26 protein-coding genes are annotated in these 23,579 nt (G+C 59.1%); 15 read left to right on the plus strand and 11 right to left on the minus strand.

All coding sequences use genetic code 11. The annotated features are described in order from the left end of the window. Positions 1-127 precede the first annotated feature (127 nt). From ACR0AZ_RS08965 to ACR0AZ_RS08980, 4 genes are read left to right on the plus strand one after another with little or no spacing between them, the layout of a single operon-like run. Positions 128-805 (plus strand): cell division ATP-binding protein FtsE, encoded by a 678-nt coding sequence (locus ACR0AZ_RS08965; protein ID WP_480667318.1) that lies wholly within the window; start codon positions 128-130, stop codon positions 803-805. After that, positions 802-1,701 carry a cell division protein FtsX gene (locus ACR0AZ_RS08970; protein WP_480667256.1) on the plus strand — a complete coding sequence of 300 codons (900 nt, stop codon included), beginning with the start codon at positions 802-804 and terminating at the stop codon, positions 1,699-1,701. The genes ACR0AZ_RS08965 and ACR0AZ_RS08970 overlap by 4 nt, the downstream gene beginning before the upstream one ends. Continuing rightward, entirely contained in the window at positions 1,701-2,441 is a 741-nt protein-coding gene (locus ACR0AZ_RS08975; protein ID WP_480470916.1) for a lysophospholipid acyltransferase family protein, read from the plus strand. Before ACR0AZ_RS08970 ends, ACR0AZ_RS08975 begins: the two co-directional genes overlap by 1 nt. Beyond that, positions 2,428-3,033 (plus strand): pyridoxamine 5'-phosphate oxidase family protein, encoded by a 606-nt coding sequence (locus tag ACR0AZ_RS08980; protein ID WP_480667257.1) that lies wholly within the window; start codon positions 2,428-2,430, stop codon positions 3,031-3,033. Before ACR0AZ_RS08975 ends, ACR0AZ_RS08980 begins: the two co-directional genes overlap by 14 nt. Positions 3,034-3,182: 149 nt before the next feature. On the opposite strand, the gene lpdA is transcribed toward ACR0AZ_RS08980, so the two are convergent. From lpdA to mdh, 10 genes are all read right to left on the minus strand, one after another. Then, positions 3,183-4,571, minus strand: coding sequence for a dihydrolipoyl dehydrogenase (gene lpdA / locus ACR0AZ_RS08985; RefSeq protein ID WP_480667258.1), 1,389 nt, complete (start codon positions 4,569-4,571; stop codon positions 3,183-3,185). Positions 4,572-4,620: 49 nt separating this feature from the next. Then, on the minus strand, positions 4,621-5,013 hold the full coding sequence (locus ACR0AZ_RS08990; protein ID WP_480470913.1) for an MAPEG family protein: 393 nt from the start codon (positions 5,011-5,013) through the stop codon (positions 4,621-4,623). Positions 5,014-5,144: 131 nt separating this feature from the next. After that, on the minus strand, positions 5,145-5,414 hold the full coding sequence (locus ACR0AZ_RS08995; RefSeq protein ID WP_480470912.1) for a hypothetical protein: 270 nt from the start codon (positions 5,412-5,414) through the stop codon (positions 5,145-5,147). Positions 5,415-5,416: 2 nt separating this feature from the next. After that, on the minus strand, positions 5,417-6,934 hold the full coding sequence (gene odhB / locus ACR0AZ_RS09000) for a 2-oxoglutarate dehydrogenase complex dihydrolipoyllysine-residue succinyltransferase (RefSeq protein WP_480470911.1): 1,518 nt from the start codon (positions 6,932-6,934) through the stop codon (positions 5,417-5,419). A gap of 3 nt (positions 6,935-6,937) precedes the next feature. Beyond that, on the minus strand, positions 6,938-9,895 hold the full coding sequence (locus ACR0AZ_RS09005; protein WP_480470910.1) for a 2-oxoglutarate dehydrogenase E1 component: 2,958 nt from the start codon (positions 9,893-9,895) through the stop codon (positions 6,938-6,940). Further along, the gene (locus ACR0AZ_RS09010; protein WP_480667259.1) at positions 9,892-10,431 is read right to left on the minus strand and encodes a DUF805 domain-containing protein; all 540 of its coding nucleotides are present in this window, start codon (positions 10,429-10,431) and stop codon (positions 9,892-9,894) included. The genes ACR0AZ_RS09005 and ACR0AZ_RS09010 overlap by 4 nt, the downstream gene beginning before the upstream one ends. 91 nt (positions 10,432-10,522) lie before the next feature. Then, a complete protein-coding gene (locus ACR0AZ_RS09015; RefSeq protein ID WP_480470908.1) occupies positions 10,523-11,242 on the minus strand; it encodes a hypothetical protein in 720 nt (239 codons plus the stop codon). Beyond that, positions 11,242-12,129, minus strand: coding sequence for a succinate--CoA ligase subunit alpha (gene sucD / locus ACR0AZ_RS09020; protein ID WP_480470907.1), 888 nt, complete (start codon positions 12,127-12,129; stop codon positions 11,242-11,244). The genes ACR0AZ_RS09015 and sucD overlap by 1 nt, the downstream gene beginning before the upstream one ends. Positions 12,130-12,212: 83 nt before the next feature. Beyond that, complete coding sequence (sucC, locus tag ACR0AZ_RS09025) at positions 12,213-13,406, minus strand: ADP-forming succinate--CoA ligase subunit beta (protein WP_480659279.1); 1,194 nt, start codon at positions 13,404-13,406, stop codon at positions 12,213-12,215. A gap of 309 nt (positions 13,407-13,715) precedes the next feature. Then, positions 13,716-14,678: a malate dehydrogenase gene (gene mdh, locus ACR0AZ_RS09030; RefSeq protein ID WP_010442827.1), complete on the minus strand. Its 963-nt coding sequence runs from the start codon at positions 14,676-14,678 to the stop codon at positions 13,716-13,718. Positions 14,679-14,839: 161 nt separating this feature from the next. On the opposite strand from mdh, the gene ACR0AZ_RS09035 reads away from it, so the two are divergent. Next, positions 14,840-15,595: a sulfite exporter TauE/SafE family protein gene (locus ACR0AZ_RS09035; protein ID WP_480667260.1), complete on the plus strand. Its 756-nt coding sequence runs from the start codon at positions 14,840-14,842 to the stop codon at positions 15,593-15,595. On the opposite strand, the gene ACR0AZ_RS09040 is transcribed toward ACR0AZ_RS09035, so the two are convergent. Then, complete coding sequence (locus ACR0AZ_RS09040) at positions 15,592-15,891, minus strand: hypothetical protein (protein WP_480659282.1); 300 nt, start codon at positions 15,889-15,891, stop codon at positions 15,592-15,594. The genes ACR0AZ_RS09035 and ACR0AZ_RS09040 overlap by 4 nt on opposite strands. Before the next feature lie 177 nt (positions 15,892-16,068). On the opposite strand from ACR0AZ_RS09040, the gene ACR0AZ_RS09045 reads away from it, so the two are divergent. The 10 genes from ACR0AZ_RS09045 to ACR0AZ_RS09090 all read left to right on the plus strand — a co-directional run bounded on the left by ACR0AZ_RS09045 (position 16,069) and on the right by ACR0AZ_RS09090 (position 23,336). Further along, positions 16,069-16,926, plus strand: coding sequence for an HpcH/HpaI aldolase/citrate lyase family protein (locus ACR0AZ_RS09045; protein ID WP_480667261.1), 858 nt, complete (start codon positions 16,069-16,071; stop codon positions 16,924-16,926). A 7-nt stretch (positions 16,927-16,933) separates the two neighbouring features. Then, positions 16,934-17,488 carry an NnrU family protein gene (locus tag ACR0AZ_RS09050; RefSeq protein WP_480667262.1) on the plus strand — a complete coding sequence of 185 codons (555 nt, stop codon included), beginning with the start codon at positions 16,934-16,936 and terminating at the stop codon, positions 17,486-17,488. Between the two features lie 12 nt (positions 17,489-17,500). Beyond that, a complete protein-coding gene (locus tag ACR0AZ_RS09055) occupies positions 17,501-17,707 on the plus strand; it encodes a DUF1737 domain-containing protein (protein WP_480470901.1) in 207 nt (68 codons plus the stop codon). Then, positions 17,707-18,735, plus strand: coding sequence for a MaoC family dehydratase (locus ACR0AZ_RS09060; RefSeq protein ID WP_480470900.1), 1,029 nt, complete (start codon positions 17,707-17,709; stop codon positions 18,733-18,735). The genes ACR0AZ_RS09055 and ACR0AZ_RS09060 overlap by 1 nt, the downstream gene beginning before the upstream one ends. A 63-nt stretch (positions 18,736-18,798) precedes the next feature. Next, entirely contained in the window at positions 18,799-19,473 is a 675-nt protein-coding gene (locus ACR0AZ_RS09065; protein WP_480667263.1) for a DUF1194 domain-containing protein, read from the plus strand. 204 nt (positions 19,474-19,677) lie between these two features. Next, positions 19,678-20,064 carry a succinate dehydrogenase, cytochrome b556 subunit gene (sdhC, locus tag ACR0AZ_RS09070; protein ID WP_480470898.1) on the plus strand — a complete coding sequence of 129 codons (387 nt, stop codon included), beginning with the start codon at positions 19,678-19,680 and terminating at the stop codon, positions 20,062-20,064. A 12-nt stretch (positions 20,065-20,076) separates the two neighbouring features. Next, a complete protein-coding gene (sdhD, locus tag ACR0AZ_RS09075; protein ID WP_480470897.1) occupies positions 20,077-20,448 on the plus strand; it encodes a succinate dehydrogenase, hydrophobic membrane anchor protein in 372 nt (123 codons plus the stop codon). An 18-nt stretch (positions 20,449-20,466) separates the two neighbouring features. Further along, a complete protein-coding gene (gene sdhA / locus ACR0AZ_RS09080) occupies positions 20,467-22,272 on the plus strand; it encodes a succinate dehydrogenase flavoprotein subunit (protein WP_480667264.1) in 1,806 nt (601 codons plus the stop codon). 12 nt (positions 22,273-22,284) lie between these two features. Continuing rightward, on the plus strand, positions 22,285-23,064 hold the full coding sequence (locus tag ACR0AZ_RS09085) for a succinate dehydrogenase iron-sulfur subunit (RefSeq protein ID WP_480470895.1): 780 nt from the start codon (positions 22,285-22,287) through the stop codon (positions 23,062-23,064). 131 nt (positions 23,065-23,195) lie between these two features. Next, complete coding sequence (locus ACR0AZ_RS09090) at positions 23,196-23,336, plus strand: hypothetical protein (protein ID WP_480667265.1); 141 nt, start codon at positions 23,196-23,198, stop codon at positions 23,334-23,336. The last annotated feature ends 243 nt before the right edge of the window (positions 23,337-23,579 follow it).

Here is a 23,579-nt window from a genome sequence, read left to right on the forward strand (position 1 = left end):
CCGTTAAGACCCAACAGCAAAGCGCGTTTTCGTCATCGCGGGCCAAGTGTCGCCAATTGGACCCGCCCGAGGCATTGAAACCGCCGCTGCGCTCGGGCAAGAGGTGAGCAGAACAAAGGGGGCAGGCGTGATCGAGCTGGAAAATATCAGCTACAGCTATGGCGGCGGTGAATTGCTGAGCGACGTGTCGTTGCGATTGCAACCGGGGTCGTTCCATTTCCTGACCGGGCCGTCGGGCGCGGGCAAGACCACATTGCTCAAGCTTTGTTATGGCGCATTGTTGCCAACCTCGGGGCGGCTCAGCGCATTTGGTGAGGATATCGCACGGCTGGACCGCGATCAGATGGCTCTGTTGCGGCGCCGGATCGGTGTCGTGCATCAGGATTGCCGGTTTCTGGATCACATGACCGTTGCCGAAAACGTCGCGCTTCCGTTGATGGTATCGGGACGCGGAGATGCCGGCGAACAGGATGATCTGAACGAACTTCTGGGCTGGGTCGGGTTGGGCAACCGCCTTGGCGCGCTGCCGCCTGAGCTGTCTGGCGGAGAGCGTCAGCGCGCCGCCTTGGCTCGCGCCGTCATTCTATCACCCGACGTTGTGCTGGCGGATGAGCCCACCGGCAATGTCGACTGGGAGATGTCGCAACGTCTGCTGCGTCTGCTGGTCGAGCTGAACCGGATGGGCAAGACCGTGCTGATCGCCACCCATGATCTGAGCCTGATCCGCGCCGCTAAAAGCCAGGTTCAGGCGCGAGTCTTGCGGATCTCGCAATGCCGGCTGCAGCTCGCGGGGGCAGATCTATGAGCAAGGGAGATATCCGCAACCTGCTGCGCCGCGACGCACGTGCTGACCGGGTGGTGCCTCCTACCGGGTTTACCGCGCAGCTGACGCTGTTCGTCTCGGGTGCGATGGCGTTTCTGGCGGTGTTTGCGCTGGCCTTGTCGCTGGCCTCGGGCCGTCTGGCGGATCGCTGGGCCTCGGAACTGGCGGGGGCGGCCACGCTGCGGATCAATGCACCGGCTGACCAACGCGCGGCACAAACCGAGGCCGCGCTGACCGTGTTGCAACAAACCCCCGGTGTCGCATCGGCCCGCGCGCTGACAAGTGAAGAACAAGCGGCACTGCTGTCTCCCTGGTTTGGTCCCGATCTGCCGCAGGACTCCCTGCCCGTGCCGCAGCTGATCGAGATCATCGAAGGTCCGCCGGGTCTGGACGCCGCTGGCCTGCGTTTGCGGCTTGGTGCCGAGGTGCCGGGCGCGGTGCTGGACGATCATACGCGTTGGCGCGAACCTTTGGTGGATGCGGCCATGTCGCTGCGGCGGCTGGGCTGGATCTCGATTCTGCTGATCGGCGGCGCTACCGCCGCCATGATCACCCTCGCCGCAAACGCCTCGCTTGCCGCAAATGCGCAGATTATCGAGGTTCTGCGTCTGGTTGGCGCGCGTGATCGTTTCATCGCCGGAGCCTTCGTGCGAAGGTTTACCTTCCGCGCATTGTTTGGGGCCGTCGTCGGTACTTTGCTGGGAATGACGGGCGTTTTACTGTTGCCCGAGGCGTCTGATACGGGTGGATTTCTGACTGGGCTGGGATTTCAGGGTACCGGCTGGCTGTTGCCTGCGCTGATCCCGGTTCTGGGGGCTGCGGTCGCCTTCCTGGCCACATGGTCGGCAGCGCGGCGCAAGTTAAAGGAGCTTTCGTGATGTTCATGGCCTTTCAATGGGTTCGCTCACTGATCTTCATGATCACAATCTATGCCTGGATGCTGATCCTCGGGATTGTCTTTGCACCCTATGCCCTGTTCACCAAGCGCGGTGCCTTGCAGGCGTGTAAAACCTATGCCCGCAGCACCATGTGGCTGGCACGCTGGATGGTGGGCATTCGCTGCGAAGTGCGTGGGACGGTTCCTGATACCGAGGTGGTCGTGGGTGCCAAGCACCAGTCCTTTCTGGACATCATCATAATTTTCGCGGCGGTCCCCCATGGCAAGTTCATCATGAAACGCGAACTGCTGTTTACGCCTGTGATCGGTATGTATGCGCGTCGTTTGGGCTGTATCCCGGTCAATCGCGGCAAGCGCGGGGCTGCGGTGGCCAAAATGGTGAAAGATGTCGCGAAAGAGTTCAGCGAACCCGGTCAGTTGGTCATCTATCCACAAGGCACGCGCGTCGCACCGGGTGCGCAGAAACCTTACAAAGTGGGCACTGCGGTCCTTTATGAAGGGTTGGGCTTTCCCTGCGTGCCGGTTGCCACGAATGCAGGTGTATTCTGGCCGCGGACGGGCATCCTGCGTAAACCCGGTACCGCAATTGTCGATTTCCTTGATCCGATCGAGCCTGGAGTGACCCGCGATGCTTTTCTTGAGAGGTTGGAAGATGTCATCGAGACACGATCGAATGCGTTGATGCGGGAAGTAGGGTTTGATCCAGATGCAGTACATTGACGATATCGCCACGCTTGAAGGTCTCTACGGCACACCCGGGGCGCCGTCCTTGCGTAAGGTTGCCCGCCAGCTGACGCCGCTTTATCGCAAATGGATCATGACCTCACGGCTCTGTATCCTCAGCACAGTTGGCCCTGAAGGCGTCGATGGCAGTCCGCGCGGCGATGACGGCCCCGTCGTGCTGGAACTCGATCCCGGCACATTGGCCTTGCCGGATTGGCGTGGCAACAACCGACTGGACAGCCTGAGAAACATCGTGCGTGACCCGCGGGTGGCGCTGTTGTTCATGGTTCCCGGCTCGAACACAGTGGTCCGGGTGAATGGCTCAGCGCGTCTGACAGCGGATGAACTATTGCGCGACCGCTTTGAGAAACGCGGTAAACGCCCCGCAACGGTTATCGTTATTGAAATTACCGAGATCTACACCCAATGCGCCCGGGCATTGATGCGCGCGCAGACGTGGAAGGGTGGTAGTGAAGCAGAGACCCTGCCAAGCGTCGGGGAAATTCTCGCAGAAATGACCGCTGGCGAAGAAGGCGGCGCACAATATGATCAGGAATGGGGCTCACGTGCCGCCAAAACCATGTGGTAGAAAGGGGGCTCTGCCCCCGCCGCGGCAAGCCGCGACTCCCCCGGGATATTTTTTGGCCAGATGAAGCAGGGGATCCGGTCTTCATCTGGCAAAAATACACCGGAGCGCGAGGCAGAGCCTCGCACCCTTAGCGTGAGACACGCGCAGGTTCAGGAATGAATCGGGCCGTCACCGCAAGCCAGAGCCGCCTCGCGAACCGCTTCCGAATAGGTCGGATGTGCGTGGCAGGTCAGCGCCAGATCCTCGGCTGAGGCACCAAATTCCATGGCGACGCAGACCTCGTGGATTAGGTCTCCGGCTGCTGGGCCGATGATGTGGCAGCCCAGAATGCGGTCGGTTTCTTTATCCGCCAGGATTTTCACAAACCCATCCGCCGCGAAATTCGCCTTGGCGCGACCGTTGCCCATGAACATGAACTTGCCGACTTTGTAGGCGCGACCCTGTTCTTTCAGCGTCGCCTCGGTCTCGCCTACATTGGCGACCTCGGGCCATGTATAAATCACACCTGGAATGACGCCGTAATTCACGTGGCCGTGCTTGCCCGCGACCTGTTCGGCGGCGGCCATGCCTTCGTCCTCCGCCTTGTGGGCCAGCATGGGCCCTTCGATAACGTCACCGATAGCGTAAATGCCCGGCACGTTGGTCTGCCAGTCGACACCCACCTTGATCTGGCCGCGCGGTGTCATCTCAACACCCAGGGCGTCCAGGCCCAGACCATCTGAGTAAGGCTTGCGCCCCGTGGCGACCAGAACAGTGTCGGCATCGATCACGTGCTCGCTGTCATCCTTGAGCAGTTTGTAAGTGACTTTGGCTTTGGTTTTGGTCGCCTCGGTCTTCTGCACCGCTGCGCCCATGACGAAATTCAGGCCTTGCTTCTTGAGTATGCGCTGGAAGGTCTTCTGAACCTCAGGGTCCATGCCCGGCGTGATCTCCTTGAGGAATTCGATCACCGTCACCTCGGCGCCCAGTCGGCTGTAGACCGAGCCCAGCTCCAGCCCGATCACGCCAGCACCGATCACCACCATCTTTTTCGGGATCTTGCCCAGCGACAGCGCGCCGGTCGAGGTCACGACGACTTTTTCGTCCACTTCGACACCCGGCAGCGCCGAAGGCTCGGACCCCGATGCAATGATGATGCTCTTGGCCTCATGCACGTCGTCCCCGACCTTGACCTTGCCAGCGGCGGGGATCGAACCCCAACCCTTCAGCCAGTCGATCTTGTTCTTCTTGAACAGGAACTCGATGCCCTTGGTGTTGCCCTCGATCACCTCGTCCTTGTAGGCCTGCATCTGCTTCCAATCGACCGAGGGGCTTTTGCCCTTCAGGCCCATCTTGGCAAAATTATGCTCGGCCTCGTGCAACTGGTGCGAGGCATGCAGCAACGCTTTCGACGGGATGCAACCCACGTTCAGGCAGGTGCCACCCAGCGTTTCACGCCCTTCGACAACGGCGGTCTTCAGCCCCAGTTGGGCGCAGCGGATAGCGCAGACATAGCCGCCGGGGCCGGCTCCGATCACGATGACGTCATAGCTGGACATTCGGGCACTCCTTGGTGTCTTGACCGCGTTCTGACGCAGCCTTTTTTGCTTATAGGGCTAGCAGATAAAGATAAACCGTCGCAACAAATCCTGCGACCCAGACGATGGTGCGCAGGAAAGGTATAGAGATGGCGAAGGCATAGATGGGAACGAAAGCAATACGCGCAATCAGGAAGATCTGAGCTGCCAGCAATGATCCGGATGTGAATCCGTCCTTGGCGGACAGGATCAAAACGGCAGGTGCAAACAGCGCCATCGCGACGACCGAGTTGTTCAGGGTACGTTCAACCCGCGCGGCGACGCCGGTCAGCGGCGGCATATCATCCCGCGCACCCCCCAGCGTCATCAACCCGACCTGAGACATGGCAGTCAGGACGTTCAGCAGGATGATTACCACGACCAGCAGGCCATAGAGCGCCAAAATCGAAAGTTCCGAAGACATGTTCACATATCCTTTTCAGCGGGTGTGTGGACTTGGGTTTAATATCTCGCGGGCTCAGGGGCAGGCGGGTTTCACGCGCAATTGCTGTTATGTGTGCAGGGTCGACCCTGCACACCGGCTTTGTTAGCAGGCTAGACCGGTTCCAGCAGCTTGACTTGAATATGGGCCACGCCGCCACGCTCGTGATGCATGGCAAGCTCTTCCGAGTCGAAGAACTTACGCGCCCTTTCAAGATCCGCCACTTCGAACATCGCGACGGCGTGATCGCGCTGATCAGGGTCTTTCCAGACGTGAAGGTCACGGATACCCGAAGCCTCTCGCATCTTGCGATCTTCTCGGAAGACCTTCAGCCAGGCGTTGAAATCGGCCACATCGGCCTGCCAGAGTACATGCGTTGCCATGGTTACAGATCCATCAGCAGGCGGCGGGGGTCTTCGAGCGCCTCTTTCACGCGGACAAGGAAGGTCACCGCGCCTTTGCCGTCCACGATCCGGTGATCATAGGACAGGGCCAGATACATCATCGGGCGGATCTTGATCTCACCGTTGATGACCATCGGACGGTCCTGGATCTTGTGCATGCCCAAGATGCCCGATTGCGGCGGGTTCAGGATGGGTGAGGACATCAGCGAGCCATAGACACCACCGTTCGAGATGGTGAAGGTGCCGCCCTGCATCTCGGCCATCGACAGCTTGCCGTCACGGGCACGTTTGCCTTTCTCGGCGATGGCTTTCTCGATCGCTGCAAAAGACATCGAGTCTGCGTCCCGAATAACCGGAACCACAAGACCCTGAGGCGTACCGGCGGCGACACCCATATGCACGAAGTTCTTGTAGACGATGTCATTGCCATCGATCTCGGCATTCACTTCCGGAACCTCTTTAAGTGCGTGACAGCAGGCCTTGGTGAAGAAGGACATAAAGCCCAGTCGCACGCCGTGCTTCTTCTCGAACTGGTCCTTGTACTGGTTCCGCAAGGCCATCACCTCGGTCATGTCCACCTCGTTATAGGTGGTCAGGATGGCGGCCGTGTTCTGCGCATCCTTCAAACGCTTGGCGATGGTCTGGCGCAGACGGGTCATGCGCACGCGTTCCTCGCGGCTTGCATCTTCGGCGGCGACAGGCGCACGTGGAGCCTGGGCAGCGGGGGCGGGCACAGCCGCCGCAGGCGCTGGGGCCGTAGCCGCTGCGACCGCTTTCGCCACGTCTTCTTTCATGATGCGACCGTCACGGCCAGTGCCGGTGACCTGATCCGCTGACAGGCCGACTTCGGCCATCGCCTTTTCGGCTGATGGGGCGTTTGCCACGTCCTTGCCGGTGCTTGCTGCTGCAGCCGGGGCCGCCGCCGCAGCAGCCGGAGCGGGTGCAGCACCCGCAGCCGCGCCCGAAATCACCGCCAGTTTGGCGCTGGCATCGACCGTGCTGCCCTCGGGGGCAACGATCTCGGCCAGAACGCCTGCTGCCGGGGCCGGAACCTCGACCGAGACCTTGTCGGTCTCCAACTCGCACAGCATCTCGTCTTGCGCAACGCTGTCACCAACCTGTTTGAACCATGTCGAAACGGTCGCCTCGGTGACGGACTCGCCCAGCGTCGGCACCATCACGTCCACGCTGCCGCCGGATGCAGCCGGAGCCGCCGCCGCAGGCGCTGCAGCCGCAGCGGTCGGAGCAGGAGCGGCGCCTTCACCAGCTGCGATTGTGGCCAGCAGGGCGTCGACGCCCACGGTTTCACCTTCGGCTGCGACGATCTCGCCCATCACGCCAGCGGCGGGAGAGGGCACTTCAACGGTGACCTTGTCGGTCTCCAACTCACACAGCATTTCATCCACGGCTACGGCGTCACCGGGTTTCTTGAACCATGTCGCAACCGTGGCTTCGGTTACGGATTCGCCAAGCGTAGGTACACGAACTTCAATCGTCATCGCTTACTTTCCTTTGATGCTCAGCGCTTCGTTCACCAGCGCTTCTTGTTGGGCTTTGTGTTGGCTGGCCAGACCCGTCGCGGGCGAGGCCGATGTGGCGCGACCGGCATAAACCGGACGTGTGTGTTTTGCGCCGATGCGGGTCAGGACCCATTCGATATTGGGCTCGATAAAGGACCAGGCCCCCTGGTTCTTGGGCTCTTCCTGACACCAGACCATCTCGGCGCCTTTGAAGCGCTCAAGTTCATTGATCAGCGAATGCGCCGGGAAGGGATAATATTGTTCGATCCGCATCAGGTAGACGTCATCGATACCACGCGCGTCGCGCTCCTCCAGCAGGTCGAAATAGACCTTGCCCGAGCACATGACGACCCGCTTGATCTTGTCATCCGCCACCAGCTTGGTGTCGGAGTTCCCTTTCTGCGCGTCATCCCAAAGCACCCGGTGGAAGCTGGAGCCCGTGGTGAAGTCTTCGGTGCTGCTGACCGCCAGCTTGTGGCGCAGCAACGATTTCGGTGTCACCAGGATCAGCGGCTTACGGAAGGTACGGTGCAACTGACGGCGCAGGATGTGGAAGTAGTTCGCGGGCGTGGTGCAGTTCGCCACGATCCAGTTGTCCTGACCGCACATCTGCAGGAACCGCTCCAGTCGCGCGGATGAGTGTTCGGGGCCTTGCCCCTCGAACCCGTGCGGCAGCAGGGTGACCAGACCGGACATCCGCAGCCATTTGCTTTCGCCAGAGCTGATGAATTGGTCGAACATGATCTGCGCACCGTTGGCAAAGTCGCCAAACTGCGCCTCCCACAGAACCAGTGCGTTGGGTTCGGCCAGCGAATAGCCATATTCAAAACCCAACACCGCATATTCGGACAGCATTGAGTCGATCACTTCATACTGAGACTGCCCTTTGCGGATGTTGTTCAGCGGGTAATACCGCTCTTCGGTTTCCTGATGAACAAAACCCGAATGGCGCTGGCTGAAGGTTCCGCGCGTGGCGTCCTGACCGGACAGGCGCACCGGATAGCCCTCGGTCAGCAGGGACCCAAAGGCCAGCGCTTCACCCGTGGCCCAGTCAAAGCCTTGACCCGTTTCGAACATCTGCTTTTTGTGTTCAAGCAGACGGGCAACCGTTTTGTGAACCGCAATGTCGTCTGGCGCATGAGTCAATGCATTGCCGATTTCGCTCAGCGTTTCGGGCGTGATCGCCGTCTCGCCGCGCATATACTCTTCTTTGTTCTTGTCCAGATGTGACCAGCGCCCATCCAGCCAGTCGGCCTTGTTGGGTTTGTAGTCTTTCCCGGCATCGAACTCTTCGTTCAGATGCGCCTGGAAAGCCGCTTTCATATCCTCGATCTCGCCTTCGGGGATCAGGCCGTCCTTGACCAGACGCTCGGTGTACAGAGACAGCGTGGTCTTATGCGTCTTGATCTTCTTGTACATGATCGGGTTGGTGAACATGGGCTCATCGCCCTCGTTATGGCCAAACCGACGATAGCAGAAGATGTCCAGAACCACGTCCTTGTGGAACTTCTGACGGAACTCGGTCGCCACCTTGGCGGCGTGCACCACCGCTTCGGGGTCGTCGCCGTTGACGTGGAAGATCGGGGCTTCAACCATCAGTGCGATATCGGTCGGATACGGGCTGGAGCGTGAGAAGTGCGGCGCGGTGGTAAAGCCGATCTGGTTGTTCACCACGATATGCATGGTACCGCCGGTCTTGTGACCGCGCAGGCCCGACAGGCCAAAGCCTTCGGCCACGACGCCCTGACCGGCAAAGGCCGCGTCGCCGTGCAGCAGGATGCCCATGACCTTGGTGCGATCCGTGTCGTTCAGCTGATCCTGCTTGGCGCGGACCTTGCCCAGAACCACCGGGTTCACCGCCTCAAGGTGCGACGGGTTCGCGGTCAGCGACAGGTGTACGCTGTTGCCATCGAATTCGCGGTCGCTGGAGGCGCCGAGGTGATATTTCACGTCGCCCGAGCCATCCACATCTTCAGGTTTGAAGCTGCCGCCCTGGAATTCGTTGAAGATCGCGCGATAGGGTTTGCCCATAACATTGGCCAGAATGTTCAGACGCCCCCGGTGCGGCATGCCGATGACAATATCGCTCAGCCCCAGCGCACCACCGCGCTTGATGATCTGTTCCATCGCCGGGATCAGCGCCTCGCCACCGTCCAGACCGAACCGCTTGGTGCCCATGTATTTGACATGCAGGAACTTCTCGAAGCCCTCGGCCTCGACCATCTTGTTCAGGATCGCCTTGCGGCCTTCCTTGGTAAAGGCGATTTCCTTGCCATAGCCCTCGATCCGTTCCTTCAGCCACGCGGCCTCTTCCGGGTTCGAGATGTGCATGTATTGCAGCGCAAACGTGCCGCAATAGGTCCGCTTCACGATCTCGACGATCTGCCGCATGCTGGCCATCTGCAGGCCCAGCACGTTGTCGATGAAGATCGGTCGATCCATGTCGGCATCGGTGAAGCCGTAGGTCTTGGGGTCCAGCTCGGGATGCGTACTGGCTGCGCGCATTCCCAACGGATCAAGATCAGCGGCCAGATGGCCCCGGATGCGATAGGCCCGGATCAGCATCAGCGCCCGCAGGCTGTCCAACACCGCGCGCTTGATCTGGTCATCGCTGACCTCGACCCCTTTGGCCTCCGCCTTGTCCTTGATCTTCTTGCCCGCCGCCTTGGCGTCAATCTCGGCCCACTCTCCGGTCAGCGCGCCCGTCAGATCGTCCGCCGGCATCGGAGGCCAGTCGCTCCGCGCCCACGAAGGCCCCTCGGCCTCGCGCTGCACATCCGGCGCGTGATCGCCCATGGCCTTGAAAAACTCCACCCAGGCGGCATCAACCGCGCCTGGGTTCTTGGTGTACTGGGCATATAACTGCTCCAGATATTCGGCATTATGCCCCTGCATGAAGCTTGAGGCATGAAAGGCTGAGTTGGGCGAGTGTTCGGTCATGGGACTACCTCATATGGGTTGGGACCGTATTGGTTGGTGCCTGGCTGGCTGGGGCGGGAGAGCCACCACAGAACCAGGAGGGGCGACACAAACAGAACGATAAGTGTCGGAATGACGATAAGAAGTGTGGCGCGGGTGAACAGGATGTCGAGCGTGCCACCATGGAACTGACTGGCAAGGCCGATACCAAAGATCAGAACGGCGAGCGCACCAAGGATCAGCAGGATCGGCAGCAGAGCGTAAAGTCCGCTGCGCCCGGTGTCATGCATCCGCCGCCACGCGACGGCGAGGTGCGGGAAAAACACGATCAGGCTGACGATACTCTGTACCGGGCCCGTTGAGGTGGCCGCGACGGATTTGGACGTCTCGGTCTCGGTTACCGCGACCTGAGTGAAGAACTGCAGGTCAATGACCCCGGCGATGATGCTCCAGATCAAGATGAACAGGAAAAAGAACCAGTATTCAGGCCGCGAGGCACGACCCGAGAAGGTGAAGAATTTGGAGAAACAGGTGCGGATGGCGTCAGAGAAGGTCATGGCGCGAACTCCATAAAAGATCGCGAAACCTTAGGTAGACTAAAAAAGTACGAACTGGTCATAGCTTCAATTCTAACTCCAAGCCGACAAACTAATGAAGACGTTCGCTTTTTTCATACCGGTACAAAGCACCAATTTCAGCGAGCTCTAGTTGAGGTAATAGTTTGCCGGGAAAGCGTTCTCGCGCGAATTCAATTATGTACGGATCTCTACCACTTTTGGCGATCCGACCATATTGCGATCCCCCTTCGCCTCGGTCTTCCCATTTATGCTGAAGCCCGCGCCAATTTCCAACAGGGGTGAAAAAAGTTGAAGAGTTGCCATTGAATTTTTCCCGAAGACTTTCTGTTTCAATCAGCGTGACGTCTCTCGGAACAAATGCCCACACGCCAATCGAAAACCCAGACGAAGCCTTTTCTTCGCTGCAGGTTCGAGCCAAAACAACCTTTGCATCCGGCCAGTTGTCGTTGCGTAGCACATCCGTTCGAACCGCAAGAGAGCCATCTATGTGGCGCAGGAAACTTGGGCTACGAGTCCCCATTGGGATGCGCATATGACGATAAAAGTTGAAAATGCTTCGGAACCCCCTCGGGTCCAAAATTCCAAAACTCATGCCAAGTTGATTGAGCGTTACTCTCCGCCTCAAACGAACCAAATTGGTTGTTCCAACGCGGTACCAACCCGCTTCCGACAATGTTTCGGCAAGAAACTCGCCCCCTTGTTTTGGAAATTCTTCGAAACACGCGCAAAGACTGGCTTTGGCGTGTTCCGTGGTTACCGAATCCGGCAAGGAGGCGGGTAGGTTTTGCATCAGCCGTTCTGTATCGCTTCCAGCACAGCCTCACCCAGCTGCGCCGGGCTTTCGGCCACGACGATACCGGCTGAGCGCATGGCTTCGATCTTGTCCTCGGCACCGCCCTTGCCGCCGGCGACAATCGCGCCTGCATGGCCCATGCGGCGGCCCGGAGGGGCTGTGCGGCCTGCGATGAAACCGGCGGTCGGCTTCTTGCGGCCTTTCTTGGCCTCATCCGCCAGGAACTGCGCGGCTTCTTCCTCGGCCGAGCCACCGATCTCACCGATCATGATGATCGACTCGGTTTCGTCGTCGGCCAGGAACCATTCCAGCACGTCGATATGCTCGGTGCCTTTGATCGGGTCGCCGCCGATGCCCACGCAGGTGGACTGGCCCAGACCCACATCGGTGGTCTGCTTGACGGCCTCATAAGTCAGGGTGCCCGAACGCGACACAACGCCGACCGAGCCGCGCTTGTGGATGTGGCCGGGCATGATACCGATCTTGCAGGCGTCGGGCGTGATGACACCGGGGCAGTTCGGGCCGATCAGTCGCGAGCTTGAACCTTCCAGCGCGCGCTTCACCTTCATCATGTCCAGAACCGGAATGCCTTCGGTGATGCAGACGATCACTTCCATCTCGGCATCAATCGCTTCGAGGATCGAGTCAGCCGCGAAAGGCGGCGGAACATAGATCACCGAGGCGTTCGCTTCGGTCACGTGCTTGGCCTCGTGGACCGAGTTGAATACGGGCAGGTCAAGATGTGTCATCCCGCCTTTGCCAGGGGTCACGCCGCCAACCATCTTGGTGCCATAGGCGATGGCCTGTTCAGAGTGGAATGTGCCCTGCGAGCCGGTAAAGCCCTGACAGATCACTTTGGTATTTTCGTCGATGAGGACTGCCATCTGGCGTTCTCCTTTGTAGGGCGGGCTTCAGCCCGCCAAAATCTTCGGAAAGGTGGGCTGAAGCCCACCCTACGGGATGACACTCAGCCTTTGACGGCCTTCACGATCTTCTCGGCACCGTCTTTCAGGTTGTCCGCTGCGATCACGTCCAGGCCAGAGGTGTTGATGATCTCTTTGCCTTTCTCGACATTCGTGCCTTCCAGACGCACGACCAGCGGGACCTGCAGGCCGACCTCTTTCACTGCCGCCACAACGCCCTCGGCGATGACATCACAGCGCATGATGCCGCCGAAGATGTTGACCAGAATGCCTTTGACCTGCGGGTCCGAAGTGATGATCTTGAACGCCTCGGTCACTTTCTCTTTGGTCGCACCGCCACCAACGTCGAGGAAGTTGGCAGGCTCGGCACCGTAGAGCTTGATGATGTCCATTGTGGCCATCGCCAGACCGGCACCGTTGACCATGCAGCCGATCTCACCATCCAGCGCGATGTAGTTCAGGTCGTATTTGCTGGCTTCCAATTCCTTGGGGTCTTCCTCGGTCGTGTCGCGCAGTTCGGCGATGTCGGGGTGGCGGTAAACCGCGTTGCCGTCAAAGCCGACCTTGGCGTCCAGCACCTTGAGGTCGCCCTTGTCCGAGATGATCAGCGGGTTGATTTCCAGCATCTCCATGTCCTTCTCGACGAAGGCGTTATAGAGCTGGTTCATCAGTTTGACACACTGCTTGACCTGCGCGCCCTGCAGACCCAGAGAGAAGGCGATGCGGCGGCCGTGATAAGCCTGATAGCCGGTGGCAGGGTCAACCGAGAACGAAAGGATCTTCTCGGGCGTGGCGGCGGCCACTTCCTCGATATCCATGCCGCCTTCGGTCGAGCAGACGAATGAGATGCGGCTGGTCTGGCGATCCACCAGCAGGGCCAGATACAGTTCGCGCTCGATGCCGGAGCCGGCTTCGATGTAGATGCGGTTCACCTGCTTGCCTGCGGGGCCTGTCTGATGCGTGACCAGCGTGCGGCCCAGCATCTTCTTGGCTTCCTCGGCGGCTTCTTCCACCGATTTGGTCAGACGGACACCGCCTTTTTCACCAGCGTCGGCCTCTTTGAAAGAGCCCTTGCCGCGTCCACCCGCATGGATCTGTGCCTTGACGACCCAAAGCGGTCCGTCCAGTTCACCGGCTGCGGTTTTGGCTTCCTCGGCGCGCAACACGGCGCGACCATCGGAGACCGGAGCGCCATAGCTGCGAAGAAGCGCTTTGGCCTGATATTCGTGAATGTTCATCGAAATATGTCCCGTCTGACTACGATTGCCCTGTTATAGGGGTGTCTAAGGGTCAAATTTAAAGAGTTTTTTGACGTGTCACGGGAAATTGTCGAAGATTTTCGGTATTTGTGATCACAGGTTTTTGGGGTGTGATCACAAAATTTGTGAGCTATGGGATTTGATTCGATGATCCTGCAACATGCTTGCAAAACACATTCATAGATGAGTTTTGCGACGTTTGCGCGAACATCTTTAAACTCGTGAGGTATCGCGCAAAAGAAAACCGGCCCGTGAAGGGGGCCGGTTCATTGGTTCTAAGTTTGTAACTTAGGCCAGCGAGCTGTCGATGCCCTTACATGCCTCGATCAGGCCCTTAACGGCGTTGACCGAGTTGTCGAAACCGGCCTGCTCTTCTTCGTTCAGCTTGATATTGACCACACGCTCGACACCACCAGCACCGATCACTGTGGGTACGCCGACATACATGCCCTCGACGCCCAGCTCGCCATCGCAATAGGCGGCGCAGGGCAGCACGCGTTTCTGGTCTTTCAGATAGGCTTCGGCCATTTCGATCGCCGATGTGGCGGGTGCATAGAACGCCGAGCCGGTTTTCAGCAGACCTACGATCTCGGCACCACCGTCACGGGTACGCTGAACGATGGCGTCCAGTTTTTCTTGCGTGGTCCAGCCCATCTCAACCAGATCGGGCAGCGGGATACCGGCAACGGTCGAGTAACGAACCGACGGAACCATGGTGTCGCCATGACCGCCCAGAACGAACGCTGTCACATCGCGCATCGAAACGTTGAACTCTTCCGAGAGGAAGTGTGCGAAACGGCCTGAGTCCAGAACACCCGCCATGCCGCAGACTTTGTTGTGCGGCAGGCCCGAGAATTCGCGCAGGGCCCAGACCATCGCGTCCAGCGGGTTGGTGATGCAGATGACGAACGCGTCGGGCGCGTTGGCGGCGATGCCTTCACCGACCGATTTCATGACCTTCAGATTGATGCCCAGCAGGTCATCGCGGCTCATGCCCGGTTTGCGCGGGACACCGGCGGTGACGATGCAGACGTCAGCGCCTGCGATGTCCTCATAGGACTGGGTGCCTTTCAGCTTGGCGTCAAAGCCTTCCGAAGGGCCGGATTCGGCGATATCCAGCGCCTTGCCTTCCGGGGTGCCTTCGGCGATGTCGAACAGGACAACGTCACCCAGTTCTTTCATTGCTGCGAGGTGGGCGAGCGTGCCGCCGATCTGACCTGCGCCGATCAGCGCGATCTTGGGTCTGGCCATTTGGAATATCTCCGGTCGGTTTTGAAATCGCGGTTGTGCTAGTCGCAAAAGCGGCGTCACGCAAGCCTTCTGCGGCGCGGCATGCCACCGCATACCGTTTGCACACACCCCGCCGATTGCGCTAAACCGCCTGTGAATCATGCCTATTTCCGGGACGCCCCATGTTCGAGATGAACCTGATGTTTTTTGCCGTGGCGATCCCTGCGGTGATCTTTGCGGGCATCTCGAAAGGCGGGTTCGGCTCGGGCGTGGCTTTTGCGTCCTCGTCGATTCTGGCCCTGATCCTGACGCCCGGGCAGGCACTGGCGCTGATGCTTCCGATCCTGATGGTGATCGATTTGGCCACGCTGGGGCCCTATTGGAAACGCTGGAGCTGGTCGGATTCACGCCTGCTGATCCTTGGTGCCGTGCCGGGTGTCGCGCTGGGCGCGTGGCTCTATCGTGCCACCGACGACGATATGTTGCGCCTGTTGATCGGCGGGATATCGGTGGGGTTCGTGATCTGGCATGTTGCCCAGACTAAGGGCTGGGTGCGCGGCTTCGCCAACCGGCTGCCACCATCGGCGGGCCTGTTTGCCGGGCTGGTCGCCGGGTTCACCAGCTTCGTCAGCCACGCAGGCGGCCCGCCCGCCGCCGTTTATCTGCTGTCCCAACGTCTGACGAAGACCGAGTTTCAGGCCTCGACCGTGCTGGTCTTCTGGGTGATCAACGCGGTGAAATTCGTGCCCTTCGCTTATCTGGGCCTCTTCACCTGGCACACGGCGTTGGCCGATCTGTTGCTGACCCCATTCGCGATCCTTGGGGCCTGGCTGGGCGTCCGGGCACATTTCAAGCTGTCCGAACGCGTGTTCTTTCGCATCTCTTATGTTCTGCTCAGCCTGACCGGCAGCAAACTGATCTGGGATGCGCTGGTTTAAGTATTGGGCGGCAAACTCTCGGCCAGCGCCTCAAAGGACTGGCCCGAGGCGATCAGGCAGGTCACACCTTCGGGCAAGGTCACAACAATCGTCCAGCTGCCGGTCTGGTCCGAGGCAAACATCTCCATCACCGCACCCTGACGCGCGATGCCGATACCCCGGCGGGTTTCACCGTAGGTTTTCGCCAATCGTTTGATCACATCTTCGCGCGGAGCGCAGTTCTGCGCGCTGACCTGCTGCGCTGCCAGCACCATGATGCCCAGACCTATCGTCATTTTCAGCAATATTGTCTTCATCGGTCACCCCTTTCGATTCCTTTCGGATAACAGCGTGCTGCAGCCAGAAAGAGATCGCGTTAAGGCAACGCACGTTGCGTCGCTTGCTGCAAATGCTGCGCTGCGGCGTTTTTGTCCTTGAACTTTCCGTCAAAAAATGCCCCATTCCGCGCAACATTATTTCAAAGGGAGAGTCCCGTGGACCCGCGTCAACGCCCCTATCGCTCTGTTCTCTATATCCCCGGCTCGCGCGAGCGGGCATTGGATAAGGCGCGCTCGCTGCCTGTGGATGCGATTATCTTCGACCTGGAGGACGCGGTTTCAGCCGACGAAAAGAACAATGCGCGCGAGACGCTCAAGGCGGCTTTGGCCGCTGGGGGATATGGCGCGCGGGTCAAGATCGTGCGGATCAACGGGCTGGACACCGAATGGGGACGCGCCGATGCCGAGGCCGTGCGCGAGATGGATGCGGATGCAGTATTGCTGCCCAAGGTAAGCTCTGCTGCTGACGTGGACGCGCTGGCGGCGATTACCGGAGACCTGCCGATCTGGGCGATGATGGAAACGCCGCGCGGAATGCTGAACGCCGCGGAAATTGCCGCACATCCGCTGATGGCAGGCTTTGTGATGGGCACCAACGATTTGGCGAAAGAGCTGCAAACCCGCTTCCGCCCTGACCGCCTGCCGATGATGGCCTCACTGGGTCTGTGCCTGCTGGCCGCAAAGGCCGAAGGTCTGATCATCGTCGACGGCGTCTACAATGCCTTCAAGGATGCCGACGGTCTTCAGGCCGAATGCGCGCAGGGCCGCGATATGGGTTTTGACGGTAAAACGCTGATCCACCCCGCTCAGGTCGACATCGCGAATACGGCCTTTGCGCCCTCGGAAGATGAGATTGATCTGGCCCGACGCCAAATCGCCGCCTTTGAAGAGACCGAGGCACAGGGGCAGGGCGTCGCAGTGGTCGATGGCAAGATTGTTGAAAACCTGCACGTTGTAACTGCCCGTGAAACTCTGGCAAAAGCAGAGGCGATAGTAGCTTTGCAAGCGGGGTAAGCCAGCAATGGGCTTTGTTCTTCTGATCCTTGGTGTGGCGCTTTGGTGGGCCGCACATCTGTTCAAACGTGTGATGCCGGAACGCCGTGCCGCCATGGGCGATGCAGGCAAGGGCGCCGTGGCGCTCGCCTTGGTGGTCTCGATATTGCTGATGATCTTCGGCTATCGGATGACCGATTTCATCTATGTCTGGGCACCTCCGACCTTCCTGATTCACGTCAACAACCTGCTGGTCTTGATCGCGATATATCTGTTGAGCCCCGCCGGAACCAAAGGTCGCCTGCTGAACAAGGTCCGTCACCCAATGCTGGGCGGCTTCAAGCTCTGGGCCTTTGCGCATTTGCTGGTGAATGGTGATCTGGCGTCGATCGTTTTGTTTGGCGGCTTGCTGGCCTGGGCCATTGTCGAAGTGATCGTGATCAACAAGTCCGAGCCTGACTGGACCCCGGGCGAGCCCGGAACTTACGGCAAGGATGCGATGTTCTTTGTGGGGTCCATCGTGCTGATGGGCATCATCGGCTATATTCACGGGCTGGTTGGCCCATCTCCGTTCGGCGGATAAGGGGCTGAGGCAATGGCGAAACTTTATCGTTTGTTGACAGAAGAAGACACGTCGGCCTTCTGCCACAAAGTCTCGGATGCATTGGCAAAAGGATGGGAGCTCTATGGCGACCCCTCCTATGCCTTTGACGCCGCCACCAATGTGATGCGCTGCGCGCAGGCCGTGACCAAAGAGGTCGACGCCGACTATTCCCCCGACATGAAACTGGGACAGCAATAATGGCAAAAACCAATCCGGGTAACTTTTTCGAGGATTATTCCGTCGGGCAGGTGCTGCACCACGCCGTGCCGCGCACCGTGACGGATGGCGAGCGTGCTTTGTATCACGCACTCTACCCAGCGCGTCACGCGCTCTACTCCTCGGACGAGTTTGCCCGGAATTGCGGCTTGCCCCAAAGCCCGATTGACGATCTGGCCGCCTTCCACGTTGTGTTCGGAAAAACGGTTCCCGATATCTCACTGAACGCGGTTGCCAATCTGGGTTATGCCGAGGGACGCTGGCTGCAACCTGTCTACCCCGGCGATACCCTGCGCGCTGAATCCGAAGTGATTGGTCTCAAGCAGAATTCAAACGGCAAAACCGGGGTGGTCTGGGTCCGCACACGCGGCCTAAACCAGCGCGACGAAGTGGTCATCGAATATGTGCGCTGGGTGATGGTGCGCAAATCGAACCTCGACGCGCCCGCGCCCGAGACAGTCGTGCCCGAGTTGAAGAAGGCGTTGGATGTCAGCGATCTGGTGGTGCCGAAAGGCCTCGATTTCTCCAATTACGATTTTGTACAATCCGGCGAAAACCATCGCTGGGATGGGTACAACACGGGAGAAACGATTGATCACGTCGATGGTGTGACCGTCGAAGAGGCCGAGCATATGCTGGCCACCCGCTTGTGGCAGAACACCGCCAAAGTGCATTTCGACCTCACCTTCCGCCCCGAAGGTCGGCTGATCTATGGCGGCCACGTGATCTCGATGGCGCGTACCTTGTCGTTCAACGGTCTGGCAAACGCACAGATGATCGTCGGCCTGAATGGTGGCGCCCACGCCAACCCCTGTTTCGCAGGCGATACGATCAAGGCTTGGTCCGAGGTTCTGGACAAGGCCGAGACCGGAACGCCGGGTGTCGGAGCATTGCGTCTCAGGCTGGTGGCCACCAAAGGTGGTGAGCCTTTTGCCTTGCGTAATGACGACGGGAAATACCTGCCAAACGTCCTTCTGGATCTCGATTACTGGGCCTTGATGCCCATGTAAGGCAAACCCGCCCGTTGACATTGAAGTGATCGCGGTCCGGGAATTCCGTGCTACGTTTGCCTTATGATGATGTTGCGCGCGATCATTGCCAGCCTGTGCCTGGCCTCGCAGGCACATGCCTGTGATCTGGCTCTGGCTTTGGCGGTGGATGTTTCGGGCTCGGTCGATTCCGAGGAATATCGGATACAAATGGATGGCCTTGCCGCCGGTCTGCGCGATCCGATTGTGTCTGAGGCGTTGGTGCGCGGACAGGCTCAATTGATGCTGGTGCAATGGACCGGCAGTTCGCGTCAGCGCGTCACGCTTCCATGGACCCGGATCGACAGTTTCGCCACCCTCGATAACTTCGCGGGGCAGGTTGCCGCAGACCCACGCGTCTGGCGCAACTTTTCAACCGCGATTGGCGAAGCTCTTGAGATGACAATTGCTCATTTCGACAAGGTGACCGATTGCAAGCGCCATCTTATAGACCTCTCGGGCGATGGAATTTCGAACGAGGGTATCGAGCCTGCAAAACTGCACCCCAAACTGCGCGAGCGGGGCGTTACCGTAAACGCGATTGCCATTGAAGAGAGCGAACCTGATCTGACGGCGTATTTCTTCGAAAACGTCATCGTGGGCGAGGGGGCCTTTGTCGTCTCGGCTGCGGGATTTGCCGACTACCCTGAACGCATTCGCAAAAAACTGCTGCGCGAAGTGACGCAGCAGACTGCGGGGTTGAAACAAGGCCAGGAATAGATTCGTGATCACATTGCTTTAGCGTTGAAAACGCTAACATTGGCGGCCTTGAGTTCGTTTTGTGATCACGCAAAATATGCTCGTGATCACAAAACAGTTTTATCATGCGATTTGCGGCAAATTTAACGCTTTTTGCACCTGCAGCGCGTGACAGTGTCGCAAAAAACAGTAAAACGTTCGGTAGCCAACCGAAAAGGAGCCGCCATGGCCGATGTAAATCGGGGCAACCGCCCGCTTTCGCCGCACCTGTCGATCTATCGTCCTCAGCTGACGTCGGTCACATCCATCCTGACCCGTATCACCGGAAACGCGATGATTGTTGCCGCGCTTTTGATCGTCTGGTGGTTCCTGGCCGCAGCGACGTCTCCCGAAGCGTTTGAGCGCGCCAATTGGTGGCTGACCTCGGTACTGGGTGATCTGGTCATGGCATTCTCTCTGTGGGGGTTGTGGTATCACACACTGGCGGGCGTTCGGCACCTGATCTGGGACAACGCGGTTGGTCTGGACCTGCCCACAGCAACCAAGCTGGGTTGGGCCGTTGTCATTGGCTCGGTCGTTCTGACCCTGCTCACTCTTTTGATCGTAGCGTAAAGGAGTCTCACGATGCGTTATCTGACAGACCGCAAACGCGCGATCGGTCTTGGTTCGGCCAAATCGGGCACCGCCCATTTCTGGAGCATGAAGGTCAGTTCGGTGGCTCTGCTGATCCTTGTTCCTCTGTTTATCTTCACATTCGGCCCGGTTCTGGGTCAGCCCTATGATGTGGTGCTGGACTATTACGCGCGCCCCTTCCCGGCGATTGTCGCCGCGCTGACACTGGTGGTCGGGTTCAAACACTTTGCCGAAGGCGCGCAGGTGATGCTTGAGGATTATGTTCACGGCACCCTGGAAAAGGTGCTGATCATCCTCACCACCTGTCTGTCCTATGGCGCAGCTGCGGCTGGCGTTTTCGCCATCGCGCGCATTGCCCTCTAATTCCCGGAGCTGAAAGAAATGGCTGCATACGAATACGAAACGCATGAATATGACGTGGTCGTTGTCGGCGCTGGTGGGGCCGGCCTGCGGGCAACGCTGGGCATGGCGGAACAGGGTTTGCGCACGGCCTGCGTGACCAAGGTGTTCCCGACCCGCTCGCACACCGTTGCCGCGCAAGGCGGGATCGCCGCATCGCTGTCGAATATGGGACCCGACAACTGGCAGTGGCATATGTATGACACCGTCAAGGGGTCCGACTGGCTGGGTGACACCGATGCCATGGAATACCTCGCGCGTGAGGCACCCAAGGCGGTGTATGAACTGGAACATTATGGCGTGCCGTTCAGCCGCACCGAAGAAGGCAAGATTTATCAGCGTCCCTTTGGTGGCCACACCACCGAGTTCGGCGAAGGCCCTGCCGTGCAGCGTACCTGCGCCGCCGCCGACCGGACCGGCCACGCGATCCTGCACACGCTGTATGGCCAAAGCCTCAAGAACAACGCTGAGTTCTATATCGAATATTTCGCCATCGACCTGATCATGTCGGATGATGGACAATGTCAGGGTGTCGTCTGCTGGAAGCTGGACGACGGCACCATGCATGTATTCAACGCCAAGATGGTTGTGCTGGCGACCGGCGGTTATGGCCGTGCCTATTTCAGCGCCACTTCGGCCCATACCTGCACCGGCGACGGCGGTGGCATGGTGGCCCGTGCGGGTCTGGCGCTGGAAGATATGGAATTCGTGCAGTTCCATCCCACTGGTATCTACGGCTCGGGCTGCCTGATCACTGAAGGTGCGCGCGGTGAAGGCGGATACCTGACCAACTCAGAAGGCGAACGGTTCATGGAGCGTTATGCGCCCCAGTACAAGGATCTCGCGCCGCGCGATTATGTCAGCCGTTCAATGGCGATGGAAATCCGCGAAGGGCGCGGTGTCGGCGGTGAGGGGGATCACATCCACCTTAACCTCAGCCACCTGCCGCCCGAGGCGCTGGCAGAACGGCTGCCCGGCATCTCGGAATCGGCCAAGATCTTTGCCGGTGTCGACGTTACCAAGGAACCGATCCCGGTTCTGCCCACCGTGCATTACAACATGGGCGGTATCCCAACCAACTATTGGGGTGAGGTGATCAACCCCACCGCCGCCGATCCGAACGCAATCGTGCCCGGGCTGATGGCTGTGGGTGAGGCCGGTTGTGCCTCGGCCCATGGGGCGAACCGTCTGGGTTCGAACTCCTTGATCGACCTCGTGGTGTTTGGCCGTGCGGCGGCAATCCGCGCCGGTCAGGTGGTGGACGCAAACGCGCCGAACCCGGTGCTGAACCAAGCGTCGGTGGATCAGGCGTTCGACCGGTTCGACGGGTTGCGAAATGCCAATGGCAGCATCGCCACCGCCGATCTGCGGCTTGAGATGCAAAAGACCATGCAGGCTGATGCTGCCGTGTTCCGGACTGGCAAGACACTGGCCGAAGGGGTCGAGAAGATGACGGCCATCGCATCCAAGATGGACGATCTGAAGGTCACCGACCGCTCTTTGGTCTGGAATAGCGACCTGATGGAGACGCTGGAACTCACCAACCTGATGCCTAATGCGCTGGCCACCATCGTTGGTGCCGAGGCGCGCAAGGAATCCCGCGGCGCCCATGCGCATGAGGACTTCACCACCCGAGATGACGAGAACTGGCGGGTTCACACCATCAGCCGGGTCGAGGGCACGAATGTAGACCTCAGCTATCGCCCAGTGATCGTCGATCCGCTGACCACCGAGGACGAAGGCGGCATCAGCCTCAAGAAAATCGCGCCCAAGGCGCGGACGTTCTAAGGAGAGGAACTTATGGTACAACTGACCCTCCCCAAGAATTCCCGGATCACCACCGGCAAGACCTGGCCCAAGCCCGAAGGCGCAACCAACGTGCGCAAGTTCCAGATCTATCGCTGGAACCCGGATGATGGCCAGAACCCACGTGTGGACACTTATTTCGTCGACATGGACACCTGCGGCCCGATGGTTCTGGATGCGCTGATCAAGATCAAGAACGAGATTGATCCGACCCTGACGTTCCGCCGGTCCTGTCGTGAGGGCATCTGTGGCTCTTGCGCGATGAACATCGACGGGATCAACACGCTGGCCTGTATCTATGGCATGGATGAGATCAAAGGTGACGTGAAGATCTATCCACTGCCGCACATGCCGGTGGTCAAGGACCTGATCCCTGATCTGACGCACTTCTACGCCCAGCACGCCAGCATCATGCCGTGGCTGGAGACCAAGACCAACCGTCCTGCGAAGGAATGGAAGCAGTCGATCGAAGACCGAAAGAAATTGGATGGTCTGTACGAATGCGTGATGTGTGCCAGCTGCTCGACTTCGTGCCCCAGCTATTGGTGGAACGGTGACCGCTACCTCGGCCCCGCTGCGCTTCTGCATGCCTATCGCTGGATCATCGACAGCCGGGATGAGGCCACGGGCGAGCGTCTGGATGAGCTTGAAGATCCGTTCAAGCTGTACCGCTGCCACACGATCATGAACTGCGCGAAGACCTGCCCCAAAGGCTTGAACCCGGCCAAGGCGATTGCTGAGATCAAGAAGATGATGGTCGAACGCGCGGTGTGATGCGAAACATAGCACTTGCCGGTTTGCGGCAAGTGCAATCCCCATCTGCAAAAATGGACGATGCGCGCGCCTTTGGGCAGGCGTATGGTTTGGATGGGGAGGAGTGATAAGACGATTACGGGATCACTCCGATGAGCACAGATAAAAAGAAAACCGATGCAGCTAAGGCTCTTGAGCTTCTAGAACAAGCTTGGAGCTACTACGCACCCGAACCCAAGGTCCCAGCTTTTGAGGAAGCGCCGGAGCTGTTCGAATACGCTAATGCAGCGTAAAGCGCCTGCCTGACCTTGAAAATCTCTTAGCAATCAGCAAAGCAGAAGGATGCCTGTCCTTCTGCTTTTGCTTGCCGCTGGTGTTTTCGCTTATCTCTTTTGGCGTTCGCGAACCTCTTCGCTGACGCGCGAGTGCAGATGGCGGCAGCATCGGGACGAGGGGCAATGGCGTTGCAGTTTCTGCGGTGCGGTTTCTCAATCGGATGAAGAACCAATCCGCTGCCTGAAGGGGCAGGGGTGACG

The organism is Ruegeria sp. BE3 (genome assembly GCF_056538865.1).